This window comes from Tepidimonas sp. (assembly GCF_036824975.1).
Taxonomy (GTDB): Bacteria; Pseudomonadota; Gammaproteobacteria; order Burkholderiales; family Burkholderiaceae_C; genus Tepidimonas.
The window spans coordinates 1-13,309 of the sequence record NZ_DAISZC010000009.1; the positions used below are offsets into that span (position 1 = coordinate 1).

A 13,309-nucleotide genomic window follows, 5' to 3' on the forward strand; every position below is an offset into this window, starting at 1 on the left:
GCCGTCATGGGCCGTGCCGTCGGCTGCACCGGCACGCCGTAAGGACCACAGGCCGGAACCGCGCGCGCCGCTGCCGGATCGAACGCACATGCAGTGCCCCGATGACTGCCCACGCGCCACGCCCACAGCCACGCGGCAGAGCCGCCGGGTCGGGGCCGGGCGTAGGCAGCCCCGAGGTGGCGTGCTGCGCCTGTCGGTTGGGCTGACGAGCGCGGCACTGGCGCTGGCGGTGGCTGGATGCAGCGTCGTGGGGCTGGCGTACAACCGCTTGCCCACGGTGATGATGTGGCGCCTGGACAGCGACTGGGATCTGGACCCGGTGCAGCAGCGCGGTCTGGACGAGGCGGTGAGGCGCTGGCACGCATGGCACCGGCAGGAGCAGCTGCCCGCGGCAGCCGACCTGTTGGCGCGCTGGCAGATGCTGGCGCGGCAGACGCCGGACGAGGCCACCGTGTGCCGCGAGGCCGATGCCGTGCGCGCACTGCTGCACGCAGCCACCGAGCGCACGGCCGACGAGCTGGCGCGCTGGCTGCCCACGCTGACCGATGCCCAGCTGGCGCACTGGCGCGCGCGGCTGCAGCGCGCCGATGAGGAGTGGCGGCGGGACTGGGGCCAGACGGATATCGACCGCGGTTTGCGCCTGAGCCGCGTGCGCGAACGGCTGGAGATGTTTTACGGTCGGCTGGACGAGCGCCAGCGCGACTGGCTGCGTCAGCGCCTAGCCGACATCGGTTACCGGCCCGATCTGGCGTGGGCCGAGCGCCAGCGCCGCCAGAATGACTGGCTGCAGACGGCGCGCCGGCTGCGTGGCTTGGACGCTGCCGCCGCCCAGGCCGAGGTGCGGGCGCTGTGGGCGCGCACCTGGCGCTCGCCCGATGCGGCGCTGGCCGCATATCAAGACGCGCAGTGGCGCGCGACCTGCCGGTGGCTGGCTCAGTGGCATGCGCAAGCCACACCCGCTCAACGCGAGCGCGCCGCGGCGCAGCTGGCGGCCTATGAACGCAAATTGCGTGCGCTCGCCGGCGATCGTGAACCGACGGGCTTGCCTCGTTGACGATACGGACTGGGCGTGGGTTGCCGCAGGCAACAAAAGCGCGTGGCTATAACGGATACACGTAACGGGGCCGACCGAAAAAAACCCGTCTGGGTTGCCCCAGACGGGTTGGGTGACAGGGCCGTGATAGACCGTCAGCGGCTGATCACATGTCCATGCCCATGCCACCCATACCGCCGCCGGCCGGCGCCGGGGTTTCCGGCTTCGGCGCTTCGGCGACCATGCACTCGGTGGTCAGCATCAGGCCGGCCACCGACGCGGCGTTTTGCAGCGCGGTGCGGGTCACCTTGGTCGGGTCCAGGATACCCATTTCGATCATGTCGCCGTAGGTGTCGTTGGCGGCGTTGAAGCCAAAGTTGCCCTTGCCTTCCAGCACCTTGTTGATCACGACCGAGGGCTCGCCACCGGCGTTGGCCACGATCTCGCGCAGCGGTGCTTCGACCGCCTTCATCACCAGCTGGATGCCGGCGTCTTGGTCGGCGTTGGCACCCTTGAGCGTACCGATCGCCTGGCGAGCGCGCAGCAGCGCCACGCCACCGCCAGGGACGATGCCTTCCTCGACCGCCGCACGAGTGGCGTGCAGGGCGTCTTCCACGCGCGCCTTCTTCTCTTTCATTTCGACTTCGGTGGCCGCGCCGACCTTGATCACCGCCACGCCGCCGGCCAGCTTGGCCACGCGCTCCTGCAGCTTTTCACGGTCGTAGTCGCTGGTGGCCTCTTCGATTTGCACGCGAATTTGCTTGACGCGCGCCTCGATGTCCTCGGCCTTGCCCGCACCGTCGATGATGGTGGTGTTTTCCTTGGCCACCTCGACGCGCTTGGCTTGACCCAGATCGGCCAGCGTCACCTTCTCCAGCGTCAGGCCCACTTCCTCGGCGATGACCTTGCCGCCGGTCAGGATGGCGATGTCCTCCAGCATGGCCTTGCGACGGTCGCCAAAGCCCGGGGCCTTGACTGCGCACACCTTCAGAATGCCGCGGATGGTATTGACCACCAGCGTGGCCAGCGCTTCACCCTCGACGTCCTCGGCGATGATCAGCAGCGGACGGCCGGCCTTGGCCACCTGCTCCAGCGCCGGCAGCAGGTCACGGATGTTGCTGATCTTCTTGTCGTGCAGCAGGACGTACGGGTTGTCCAGCACGCACACCTGCTTGTCGGGGTTGTTGATGAAGTACGGCGACAGGTAGCCGCGGTCGAACTGCATGCCCTCGACGACGTCGAGCTCGTTGTGCAGGCTCTTGCCGTCTTCGACGGTGATGACGCCTTCCTTGCCGACCTTGTCCATCGCGTCGGCGATGATCTGGCCGATCGACTCGTCGCTGTTGGCCGAGATGGCGCCGACCTGGGCGATTTCCTTGCTGGTGGTGGTGGGCTTGCTGATCTTCTTTAGCTCAGCCACCAGCGCCTCGACGGCCTTGTCGATGCCACGCTTCAGATCCATCGGGTTCATGCCGGCGGCCACGTACTTCATGCCCTCGCGCACGATGGCCTGGGCCAGCACGGTGGCGGTGGTGGTGCCGTCACCGGCGTTGTCGCTGGTCTTGGAGGCCACCTCCTTGACCATTTGTGCGCCCATGTTCATGAGCTTGTCTTTGAGCTCGATTTCCTTGGCCACGGACACACCGTCCTTGGTTACGGTGGGGGCGCCGAAGCTGCGCTCCAGCACCACGTTGCGGCCCTTCGGGCCCAGCGTGACCTTGACCGCATTGGCCAGGATGTTTACGCCTTCGACCATACGGGCGCGGGCATCCGTACCGAAAACGACGTCTTTAGCTGCCATGGTTCAAATTCCTTGAAGCGGTTTGTTGCTGTGACAAACAGGGTTGTGCGTTACGCAGAGTCCGGACCCGGTGCCGGCGATCACTTCTCGATCACGGCGAACAGGTCGTCTTCCTTCATCACCAGCAGCTCTTCGCCGTCGACCTTGACGGTCTGGCCGCTGTATTTGCCGAACAGCACGCGGTCACCGACCTTGACGCTCAGCGGCTTGATCTCGCCCTTGTCGTTGGTTTTACCGGGGCCAACGGCCAGCACTTCACCTTGATCGGGCTTCTCGGCCGCGTTGTCCGGGATCACGATGCCCGAGGCGGTCTTGGTTTCGTTTTCCAGACGCTTGACGATCACGCGATCGGCGAGAGGACGAAGTTTCATGCGATCTCCTGTCGAAGGACGATGAGTGAGAGAGGTCAACGCAGCGGCGGGTCAGGGTGTTAGCACTCGCCGCCGACGAGTGCTAATGATAAGGGGCTTCGGGGGGATTTTCAAGGGCCGGGTGGCGCCAGGGGGGCAGCCGGGGTGTGTGGGGGTGGTTACTGCGGTGCCAAGGCCGGCGATTTGATCCGGCGCAAAGGCGGGGGCTACACCGCGGCGTATAAGCGGACGTGGACACGCTTGGTGGCCGCTTGACAGGAGACCGTCATGACGCGCAGCCCCACAGATCGGCAGACGCCGCACAGTGGCAAGGTGGAAAACGACCACAACAAGATGGGCGAGCACCATCCTACCCAACTCAACCAGGGACGCCGCAGCCCGGCCAGCCGCAGCGACCGGGAATCCCACGTTGGCGGCAGTAACCAGTCGCAGAGCCGACGTGGCCCGGTGGGCGGCGACCACAGCCGCTGACGGGTGGCTGTCAGTCCCGCCAAGTTCCAAAACCTGTCCGCATAGCGCCGACATGGTCGGCGACGGCGACAAAAAAGCCCGCGCTGAGGCGGGCCAAGTCGTTGTTTTTCTTGGTGGCGCTTCAGGGACTCGAACCCCGGACCTGCGGATTATGATTCCGTCGCTCTAACCGACTGAGCTAAAGCGCCAACAATAAGCCGACATTATAGCGCCTGTTCGGGCTGCCCCGGCGCTCCTTGGGCAGCACAGGGCCGTCGACCATCGCCAGCTTCAGCGCCCAGTGTCAGCACAGTGGGGAAAACGATGCGGTGACGAAGACGAACGATGACCCGACCGGCGGAACGCATTGGACGCAGAGGGCGTTGGGCGGAGGGACCGCTGCGGCGGCGGTCCGTGCCGACCAACCTGTGACTGCTCAGCGGTGACGGAACTGGGGCGGGCGCTTGTCCAGGAACGCGGCCATGCCCTCCTTTTGATCGTCGGTGGCGAACATGGCGTGGAACAGGCGACGCTCGTACATCAGCCCGTCGGCCAGCGGGCCCTCGAAGGCGCGGTTGACCGCCTCCTTGGCGGCCAGCACGGCCAGCCGCGGCTGGGCGGCAATGGCGGTGGCCACCGCCAGCGCCTCCTCCATCAGCTTGTCCAGCGGCACAACGCGGCTGACCAGGCCGCAGCGCTCGGCCTCGGCCGCATCCATCATGCGCCCGGTCAGCACCAGGTCCATGGCCTTGGCCTTGCCAATGGCGCGGGGCAGGCGCTGGGTGCCACCGGCGCCGGGGATCACCCCGATCTTCACCTCGGGTTGCCCGAATTTGGCGTTGTCGGCGGCGATCACGATGTCGCACATCATCGCCACTTCGCAGCCGCCGCCCAGTGCGTAGCCTGCCACGGCGGCAATCACCGGCTTGCGCACGCGCCGCAGCGCCTCCCAGTTGCGGGTGATGTACTCGCTGCCAAAGACGTCGGAAAAGGTGTAGCGTGCCATCGCCGCGATGTCAGCCCCCGCGGCAAAGGCCTTGTCGTTGCCAGTGAGCACGATGCAGCCAATGTCGCCGTCAGCGTCGAACGCGGCCAGAGCGGCACTGAGTTCGTCCATCAGCTGGTCGTTGAGCGCGTTGAGCTGCTTGGGGCGGTTGAGGGTGATGATGCCCACCGGGCCTTCGGTGCGCACCAGCAGGGTTTCGTAGGTCGGGGTGGTCATGGCGACGATTCTGCCATGCCGTGGTGTCGGTTACCATCATGCCATGGGTGTGACGGCTGTCCAGTCGGTGGCACCCGCCCGGGCCGGCGCGCAGCCGCCCGTCACCGCATTACGGCACAGGGAGTCACCACAGATGAACATTCTGCTGACCGGTGGGCTGGGCTATATCGGCAGTCACACCGCTGTCGTGCTCGCGCAGGCCGGGCACCGCGTCGTCCTGCTGGACAATCTGTCCAACAGCCGGCTGGAGGTGGCGGACCGGCTGGCCCACATCCTAGGCGAGCGCCCACCCACCGAAGTGGCCGACGTGCTCGACACCGTGCGCCTGCAGCTGATCCTACAACACCACCGCATCGACGCCGTGGTGCACTTCGCCGGTCTGAAGGCGGTGGGCGAGTCGGTGGCGCAGCCGCTGGCCTACTTCCACAATAACGTGGCCGGCACCATCAGCCTGCTGCGCGCCATGGCGCCCACGGGCGTGCGACTGTTGGTGTTTTCCAGCAGCGCCACCGTGTACGGTCAGCCCCAGCGGCTGCCGCTGAGTGAGTCGCACCCCACCGGCGTTACCAATCCGTATGGCCGCACCAAACTGCACATCGAGCAGATGTTGCAGGACCTGGCGGCCAGCGACCCGACATGGCGCATTGCGGTGCTGCGCTACTTCAACCCCGTGGGCGCGCACGACAGTGGCTTGATTGGCGAGGACCCCAACGGCATCCCGAACAATTTGATGCCCTACATTGCGCGTGTGGCCGTGGGGTGGTTGCCCGTGCTCAACGTGTGGGGTAACGACTACCCCACGCCCGACGGCACCGGGGTGCGCGACTACATCCACGTGATGGATCTGGCCGACGGCCACCGCGCGGCGCTGGACCACCTGGCGCACCTGACGCAGCCGTTGGAGGTCTTCAACCTGGGCACCGGCAGCGGCACCAGCGTGCTGGAGATGGTGGCGGCATTCGAAGCCGCCAGCGGCCGGCACGTGCCCTACTGCATTGCGGCGCGCCGCCCGGGGGACGTGGCGGCGTGCTGGGCCGACCCCACCAAGGCGCAGCGGGTGCTGGGCTGGCGCGCCACACGCACGCTGCACGACATGTGCGCCAGTGCCTGGCGCTTCATGCAGCGCCAGGCACAGGGCGTGCCTACCGACGTGCAGGCCGGCCTGCCGGCGTAGCCGCCGCGGCATGTCCGGCCAGAGCCGGTCTGCCTGCATCCACCGACGGGAGAAAGAGGAGACGACGATGTCCGACAGCCCATCCACCGCTGGCACGGCCGAACCGGAAGTGCGCTACGAAACCCGCGGCCCGGTGGCCGTGGTGACGCTCAACCGGCCGCAGGTGCTCAACAGCTTCACCCGCAGCATGCATGCCACGCTGCAGGCCATTCTGGCGCGCGTGCAGGATGACCGCAGCGTGCGCGCACTGGTGCTGACCGGCGCCGGACGCGGTTTTTGCGCGGGGCTGGACCTGTCGGAGCTGGACTTTACGCCCGGGCCAGACCTGCTGGAGCGGGTCAACCCCGGGCCGTTGCTCGAGACGTGCTTCAACCCGACGGCGCGCGCGCTGATGAACCTACGCGTGCCGACGGTGGCGGCTGTCAACGGCGTGGCCGCCGGCGCCGGCGTGTCGCTGGCGCTGACCTGTGATCTGGTGGTGGCCGCGCCCACCGCCAGCTTCGTGCAGGCATTTAGCAAAATCGGGCTGATTCCGGATGCCGGTGGCAGCTGGCTGACGGTGCAGCGACTGGGGCTGGCGCGCGCGCTGGGGCTGGCCCTGCTGGGCGATCGGCTGTCGGCCCAGCAGGCGCGTGACTGGGGGATGATCTGGGATGTGGCTGACGATCCGCTGGCCGCGGCGCTGGCGCTGGCCGAACGGTTGGCGGCGATGCCCACGCAGGCGCTGGTGGCCACGCGCGCGCTGTTGCGCGGCGCGCCGCAGCGCAGTTTCGAAACCCAGCTGCAGGCCGAATGCGAGTGGCAGTCGGCGCTGGGCCGCACGCACGACTATGTGGAAGGGGTGACCGCCTTCCTGCAAAAACGCCCGCCGCAGTTCAAAGGCGAATGAGCGTGGCCGCAGCGGCTGACTGTGCGCGCGCAACCACAGGGGCTCAATGACGCATGCTCAACGACCGGTGGGCGCGGGTGTGGTATGCCAGGGAGCGCTCGTGCCGGCGTCGGTTCGAGGCTGAAGACTGATGGTGTGCGTTGGCGCGGGCCAAGGCAATGTGCCGCGCAGAATGCGGCCTGCACGCGCCATCCAGATCGTCAGTGCCGCCGCGGGTGGCAGGCCGCGCGCATGCAGCGCCACGTCTTCCAGCCGCAACACACGCCAGATGGCGCCGTCGCGCTCGACGGCAAGCCACTCGTCACCGGTGGCCAGCCCGGCCGCCTCGGCAGCGCTGCCGCGCAGCACGTGGCGCAGCCGCAACCCTGCGGCGCTGTCGTCCACCCGTATCCCTAACTGTTGGGCGAGCGGGGCCGGGCTTTCCTGCCACAGGACGCCGTGTGCCTCGAGCAGCTCGCGCAAGGGTAGCTCGCCAGTGCCGTGAACCCAGTCATTGAGTTCGGCGTCGTAGCGGCGGCGTCCGAGCTGGCGCAGCACGGCGCGCAGGTCGGCCTCGCGCATTAGGCCACCGGCGCAGCGCTGCCACAGCGCGCGCATCACGTCGTCCAGCGTGGCGTGTCCTTCGCGGCGCAGCGTCAGGTCCAGGCACAGCGCCACCAGCGCGCCCTTGGCGTAGTAGCTCACCGTCGCGTTGGAGGTGTTTTCGTGCGGGCGGTAGTAGCGGATCCAGGCGTCCCAGCTGGCCTGGGCCACGCTTTGGATGTGTCGCCCGGGGGTGTCGCGCACCTGGTTGATGGTTTTGGCCAGCCGCTGCAGGAAGGTGTCGGCGCTGATCAGACCGGCGCGCACCAGCAACAGCTCGTCGTAGTAGCTGGTAAAGCCTTCGAAAAACCACAGCAGGGTGGTGTGGTTCTCGCGGTCGTAGTCGTAGCGCGCCAGCTCGCGCGGGCGCAGCCGTTTGACGTTCCAAGCGTGGAAGTATTCATGGCTGATGAGGCCCAGCAGGGTCAGGTAGCCGTCGTCCGGGGCCGTTGCCGGCGACGCGACGCCAGCAGCGGGCGCATCGGTATTGGCGTCTTGCCGCCCGGGCGCCGACCCGTCGGTGCTGCGACCGAGGGCGTCGGCTGCCGCAGCGGTGGCGGGCAGGGGCAGCAGCGGCAGGTCGGTGGGGGCGGCGATCAGCGCCGTACTGCAGGCGTGCTCCAGTCCGCCGTAGCCGCCGGGGGTGATGTGCAGCAAAAACAGATAGCGATCGAACGGCGGGGTGCCTTCGGTGCCGTGCCACAGGGCCATGGCGGCTTCGCAGACGCGGGCGGCGTCGCGCAGCAGCCGTTCGGTATCGACGCCAGCCGGTATTGCGCCGCTGAGGACCAGCCGATGGGGTATGCCGCGCACGCGAAAATCGCCCCACCACAGCCGACCCATTTCGACCGGATGGTCGACCAGTTCGTCATAGCTGGAGGCCACGTAGGTCGTGAAGCCGTCACCGTTGGCCCACGGCAGCGGCGCATCGCCGTCGCGGCAGGCTGTGAGTGTGCTAGGGCGGGGTGTATCCGCCAGCGGCAGTGCCGTGGCGACTTGCCATCCAGCGGTGGTGGCCCCTGGCAGCAGCGTCAGGGCGTGCGGTTCGTCCTCGCGGCCGTGCACGCGCAGGCACAGGCTGGTGGGGTTGAAGAAGCCCCGTTGGGTGTCCAAGTAGGCGGTGCGCACCGAGCGGTCGAACGCATACACCCGGTAGCGCACGGTCAGCCGCGCGGTGTCCTGCGGCAGTTGCACCTCCCAATGGTTTTTGTCTAGCGCCTGGATGGCCACCGGCTGGCCATCGGCTTGGGCGTGCAGCTCCTGCAGGTGCTGCGCAAATTCGCGCACCAGGTAGCTGCCGGGAATCCACACCGGCAGGCTCAGCCGCTGGCGCAGTGCGGGGCGGTCGATCTCCAGTACCACCGCCCACAGGTGGGCCTGCGCGTCGCTCATGGCGACGATGTAACGCACGCCTGCTGGCTGGGTGTGCGTACTCATTTCAGCGATTGATCAGCGGCTCGAGTTGATTCAATGGGATGGCGCCGGTGACGCGTTGCCCATCGGTCAGGAAGGTGGTGGGGGTGCCGGTGATGCGGTATTTCTGCCCGAACGCCAGGTTGCGTTCCAGCGCCGAGGTGTCACAGCCGTTGGCCGCCGCGGCGGGCGTGACGTTGCGCAGCATCCAGTCGGCCCAGGCCTTGGCGCGGTCGCGCGCGCACCAGATGGCGCGCGACTTCTGCTCCGAGTCCTTGCCCAGCACCGGGTAGAGAAAGGTATAGACGGTGATGTTGTCGAGCTTGAGCAGGTCGCGCTCGAAGCGCTTGCAAAAGCCACAATTCGGGTCGGCAAAGACGGCGATCCGGCGCTGGCCATTGCCGCGCACGGTGGTGAAGGCGTCCTGCAGCGGCAGCTCGCTGAAGGCGATGGCCGTGAGCTGCTGCAGCCGCTCCTCGGTCAGGTTGGTGCGCGCGCGCGTGTCGATGAGCACCCCCTGAATCAGGTAGTTGCCTTCGGCGTCGGTGTAGAGCAGTTCGCTGCCGCCGATGCGCACCTCGAACAGCCCGCGCATCGGGGTGGAGCGTACTTCCTCGATCGGGGGCAGGTTGGGCAGCCGATCGGCCAGGTTTTTGCGAATGAGCGCTTCGTTGGCGTGCGCCACGGTCAGTGCACTGAGCGCCAGCAAGCCGGCGGCGGCGCGCAACAGCTGACCGCGCACCTGCCCGCCGCGCGGCGCGCACTGTGAGGCGGCAGACGGGTAGAACGACAACAGCGTGCGCGGGCGGGTCGCTGGGCCGAGAGGGGCGGAAGTGGGCACGGCGATGGTCATGGGGGTGTGGCAGAGGTCAAGGGAAACGAGTCATAGCGCAGGATGGCGCGGTCCGTCGCCGCTGGCATCCTCGGCGCCGCTTGGAGGCCATCAGGCGAGCGGGGCCCGGGATGGCAGAAGCGGCGCGCCGAAGTGGCCGCTCGGGTCACGCCTCAACGGTCTTCAACGGGCCGAACGGCTGCAGGCCCGAAGCTTGTTGGATAAACCAGGCCTTCAGCGGTTGCAGCCGGTCGACGGCGCGCAGGCCCCAGCCGCGCACGGTGGCCACACGCGCATCGGGTTCGGCGAACAGCGCGTGCAGGGCGTCAGTGGCCGCCAGCATCGCCGCCACGGGGGCCGCGCGCGCGCGTTCGTAGCGCCGCAGCAGACGCAAGTCGCCCAAGGGGCGCCAGTACTCGCGTTCGCGCAGCACACGGGCCAGTTCGGCTACGTCACCCAGGCCGACGTTGAGGCCCTGCCCGGCCAGTGGGTGCATGGCGTGCGCCGCGTCCCCGGCCAGCGCCACGCCCGGGCGCACCCAGGGGCGCGCCAGTGCACGTTCCAGCGGCCAACCTGCGGGCTGCCCTTCGGAGTGCATCGTCCCCAGTGCGTCACCGCAGGCGGTCTGCACCGCTGCCGCAAAGGCCGCCGCGTCCAGCCCCAGCAGGGTAGCGGCGCGTGCGTGCGGAACCGACCACACCAGCGCGACGAGCCGGCCCTCGGGGCCGTCCATTGGCAGCAGCGCCAGGATGCTGTCGCCGCAAAACCATTGCCGGGCTACGCCACCGTGGGGGCGCTCGGTGCGCAGGCGCGCTGCCACGGCGGTGTGGGGATAAGGCTGGCGTTCGTAGGCAAAGCCTTCGGCCACTCGGGTGGCGCTGTGCCGTCCCTCGCAGATGACGGTCAGCGCTGCCGGTGGGCGGGGCTGCTGCGCGGCGTCCAGCCGCTCGACGCCGGCTTGGAAACGCAGGGCCTGATCAAGCATGGCCTCCAGCGCCGGGACGTCGACGATCCAGGCCAGCGCCTCGCCGTCGTTGGCGTCAAAGCGCAGACTGGGCCCCGCTGCGGCGGCGTGCGCTGGCGCCACACCGCCGTTGCCCGCCGGGACGTCGGCTACCCATAGGCAGTGCACGGGGGTGGCCGCTGCCGGGTCGTTGGGCCACGCCCGCACGCTATCCAGCACCGCGCGCGAGGCGGCGTTGAGGGCGTAGGCGCGAATGTCGGGCGGCACGGCGGCTGCGGGGGAGCGCTCCACGAGCGCCACCCGCAGGCGCTCGCGCGCCAGCAGCAGGGCGAGCGTGCGGCCCACGATGCCGCCACCCAAGATGGCCACGTCGTAATGAAAGATCATAGCAGCCATTGTAGGCGCGGCTGGCGCGCGGGGCTGGCGTGTCGGAATCCCGGGTCATGAGTGGACGAGGCGCTGCCGCTGCAAGAGATTTGGGATTTACCCGGTGAAGTCGTGTGCGGGCGTGCGGCTGCGCTCGGTGGAGCTGCTCGAAACCGGGCTGGAGTGGGACCGCACGTGGATGGTGGTGGATGAAGACGGCGAATTTGTGTCCCAGCGCGAGTTGCCGCGCATGGCCCTGATTCGCCCGCGCCTGCGGCTGGGCCGACTGGAGCTGTCGGCGCCGGGCATGCTGACGCTGCATCTGGCGCTGGATGCGGCCGAGGCGCGCTGCCGGGTGCGCGCGTGGGACGACGTGGTCGATGCCTACGACATGGGCGAGTTGGCCGCGCAGTGGGTAAACGATTTTCTGCAGCCACCGACCGGGGTGGGGCCGCTGCGGCTGGCGCGCTTCGACCCCGACCAGCGGCGTCTGTCGCCGCTGCATTGGACCGGCGGGATCGAGGCGTGCACCACCTTCAGCGATGGCTTTGCACTGCTGGTGCTCAGCCGCGCGGTGCTCGACGAGCTCAATTGCCGCTTGGTGCTACAGGGCGCAGCCCCCGCGGGGGTGGAGCGCTTTCGGCCCAACCTGGTGGTGGGTGGTGTGCCGGCCCACGCCGAAGATGGCTGGCAGCGTCTGGAATGGCACGCCGAAGGGGTGCCTGCGCAGGCACCGGCGGCGCACTTGGACCTGGTCAAGCCCTGCTCGCGCTGCCGCATTCCCGACGTCGATCCGCAGCGCGGCGTGCCCGACGATGTCGTCAGTCCCGTGCTGCGCACGTGCCGGCATCACGAGCGTCTGCGCGGTGCCGCGACGTTTGGCACGAACGCCATCGTGCGGGCGGGCGTGGGCCAGATGGGGCATGAGGGTATGCGCGGTCTAGCCTGGCCACACCGGTAGAATCGGGGGCTCTGTAACGTTTGCCACCCACGTTTGCCCCCCCGCGGCGGGGGTGCTTCGCTGGCGGTGCGACGGCAGCGGCGATTGCGCCGTGCCGGTTCTGCCTTGTGGTGGCGATACCCACGGCACGGTTTCCCCCATGAGTCTCAAATGCGGCATCGTCGGCTTGCCCAATGTCGGCAAGTCCACCCTGTTCAACGCGCTGACCAAAGCGGGCATCGCGGCCGAGAACTACCCCTTCTGCACCATCGAGCCCAACGTGGGGGTGGTGGCAGTGCCCGATGCGCGCCTGCAGCAGCTCGCCGCCCTCGTGCGGCCGCAGCGCGTCGTGCCCGCCATCGTCGAGTTCGTGGACATCGCGGGCCTGGTGGCGGGAGCCAGTCAGGGTGAGGGCCTGGGCAATCAGTTCCTGGCCCATATCCGCGAGACGGATGCCATCATCAACGTGGTGCGCTGCTTCGACGATCCCAACATTGTCCACGTGGCAGGCAAGGTGGACCCGGTAGCTGACATCGAGGTCATCCAGACCGAGTTGTGTCTGGCCGACCTGGGCACGGTGGACAAGGCGCTGCAGCGCTACCAGAAGGCGGCCAAGAGCGGCAACGACAAGGAAGCCGCTAGGATGGTGGCGCTGTTGGGGCGCGTGCGTGCGGTGCTCGATGAGGGGCACCCGGTGCGTGTGATGACGCTGACGGACGAGGAGCGCGCGCTGCTCAAGCCGCTGTGCCTGATCACCGCCAAGCCGGCCATGTTCGTGGGCAACGTGGCCGAGGACGGCTTTCAGAACAATCCGCTGCTGGATGCGCTGCACGCCTATGCTGCGCGCCAGGGAGCGCCGGTGGTGGCGATCTGCGCCAAGATCGAAGCCGAGCTAGCGGACATGGACGAGGCCGACAAGGCCGAATTTCTGCGCGAGCTAGGGCTGGAGGAACCCGGCCTGAACCGGCTGATTCGCGCCGCCTACCAGCTGCTGGGTCTGCAGACCTACTTCACCGCCGGCGAAAAGGAAGTGCGTGCCTGGACCATCCCAGTTGGGGCCACCGCACCGCAGGCTGCCGGTGTCATCCACAGCGACTTCGAGCGCGGCTTCATCCGCGCGCAGACCATCGCGTTCGACGACTTCATCCGCTACGGCGGCGAGCAGGGCGCCAAGGAGGCCGGAAAGCTGCGCGCCGAGGGCAAGGACTACGTGGTGCAGGACGGCGACGTGATGAACTTCTTGTTCAACGTCTGACGCTGCCCCCAGCGGGC

The 13,309-nt window shown here is 68.3% G+C and carries 12 protein-coding genes and 1 tRNA gene; 6 read left to right on the forward strand and 7 right to left on the reverse strand.

Annotated elements, in window-relative coordinates; genetic code table 11:
* Positions 1–181 precede the first annotated feature (181 nt).
* Entirely contained in the window at positions 182–1,054 is an 873-nt protein-coding gene (locus tag V7Z54_RS02100) for a DUF6279 family lipoprotein (protein ID WP_334134002.1), read from the forward strand.
* 145 nt (positions 1,055–1,199) lie between these two features.
* On the opposite strand, the gene groL is transcribed toward V7Z54_RS02100, so the two are convergent.
* Both groL and groES read right to left on the reverse strand, forming a co-directional pair.
* Positions 1,200–2,834: a chaperonin GroEL gene (gene groL / locus V7Z54_RS02105; protein WP_334134003.1), complete on the reverse strand. Its 1,635-nt coding sequence runs from the start codon at positions 2,832–2,834 to the stop codon at positions 1,200–1,202.
* 80 nt (positions 2,835–2,914) lie between these two features.
* Positions 2,915–3,205 carry a co-chaperone GroES gene (groES, locus tag V7Z54_RS02110; protein ID WP_334134005.1) on the reverse strand — a complete coding sequence of 97 codons (291 nt, stop codon included), beginning with the start codon at positions 3,203–3,205 and terminating at the stop codon, positions 2,915–2,917.
* Positions 3,206–3,472: 267 nt separating this feature from the next.
* On the opposite strand from groES, the gene V7Z54_RS02115 reads away from it, so the two are divergent.
* Positions 3,473–3,676, forward strand: coding sequence for a hypothetical protein (locus tag V7Z54_RS02115; RefSeq protein WP_334134006.1), 204 nt, complete (start codon positions 3,473–3,475; stop codon positions 3,674–3,676).
* Between the two features lie 111 nt (positions 3,677–3,787).
* On the opposite strand, the gene V7Z54_RS02120 is transcribed toward V7Z54_RS02115, so the two are convergent.
* Both V7Z54_RS02120 and V7Z54_RS02125 read right to left on the reverse strand, forming a co-directional pair.
* Positions 3,788–3,864, reverse strand: a tRNA-Met gene (locus tag V7Z54_RS02120).
* Between the two features lie 227 nt (positions 3,865–4,091).
* On the reverse strand, positions 4,092–4,877 hold the full coding sequence (locus tag V7Z54_RS02125) for an enoyl-CoA hydratase (RefSeq protein WP_334134008.1): 786 nt from the start codon (positions 4,875–4,877) through the stop codon (positions 4,092–4,094).
* 133 nt (positions 4,878–5,010) lie between these two features.
* On the opposite strand from V7Z54_RS02125, the gene galE reads away from it, so the two are divergent.
* The gene (gene galE / locus V7Z54_RS02130; RefSeq protein WP_334134010.1) at positions 5,011–6,051 is read left to right on the forward strand and encodes a UDP-glucose 4-epimerase GalE; all 1,041 of its coding nucleotides are present in this window, start codon (positions 5,011–5,013) and stop codon (positions 6,049–6,051) included.
* 67 nt (positions 6,052–6,118) lie between these two features.
* Positions 6,119–6,940: an enoyl-CoA hydratase-related protein gene (locus tag V7Z54_RS02135; protein WP_334134012.1), complete on the forward strand. Its 822-nt coding sequence runs from the start codon at positions 6,119–6,121 to the stop codon at positions 6,938–6,940.
* Between the two features lie 57 nt (positions 6,941–6,997).
* Here V7Z54_RS02135 and V7Z54_RS02140 read toward each other — a convergent pair whose 3' ends face one another.
* From V7Z54_RS02140 to V7Z54_RS02150, 3 genes are all read right to left on the reverse strand, one after another.
* On the reverse strand, positions 6,998–8,959 hold the full coding sequence (locus V7Z54_RS02140) for a M61 family metallopeptidase (protein WP_334134013.1): 1,962 nt from the start codon (positions 8,957–8,959) through the stop codon (positions 6,998–7,000).
* A gap of 1 nt (position 8,960) precedes the next feature.
* On the reverse strand, positions 8,961–9,788 hold the full coding sequence (locus V7Z54_RS02145) for a DsbC family protein (protein WP_334134014.1): 828 nt from the start codon (positions 9,786–9,788) through the stop codon (positions 8,961–8,963).
* A 145-nt stretch (positions 9,789–9,933) separates the two neighbouring features.
* Positions 9,934–11,118 (reverse strand): FAD-dependent monooxygenase, encoded by a 1,185-nt coding sequence (locus V7Z54_RS02150; RefSeq protein ID WP_334134015.1) that lies wholly within the window; start codon positions 11,116–11,118, stop codon positions 9,934–9,936.
* 46 nt (positions 11,119–11,164) lie between these two features.
* Between V7Z54_RS02150 and V7Z54_RS02155 the strand changes: the two genes are divergently transcribed.
* Together V7Z54_RS02155 and ychF are read left to right on the forward strand one after the other, a co-directional pair.
* Positions 11,165–12,058, forward strand: coding sequence for an MOSC domain-containing protein (locus tag V7Z54_RS02155; protein ID WP_334134051.1), 894 nt, complete (start codon positions 11,165–11,167; stop codon positions 12,056–12,058).
* A 139-nt stretch (positions 12,059–12,197) separates the two neighbouring features.
* Positions 12,198–13,292, forward strand: coding sequence for a redox-regulated ATPase YchF (gene ychF / locus V7Z54_RS02160; protein WP_334134017.1), 1,095 nt, complete (start codon positions 12,198–12,200; stop codon positions 13,290–13,292).
* The last annotated feature ends 17 nt before the right edge of the window (positions 13,293–13,309 follow it).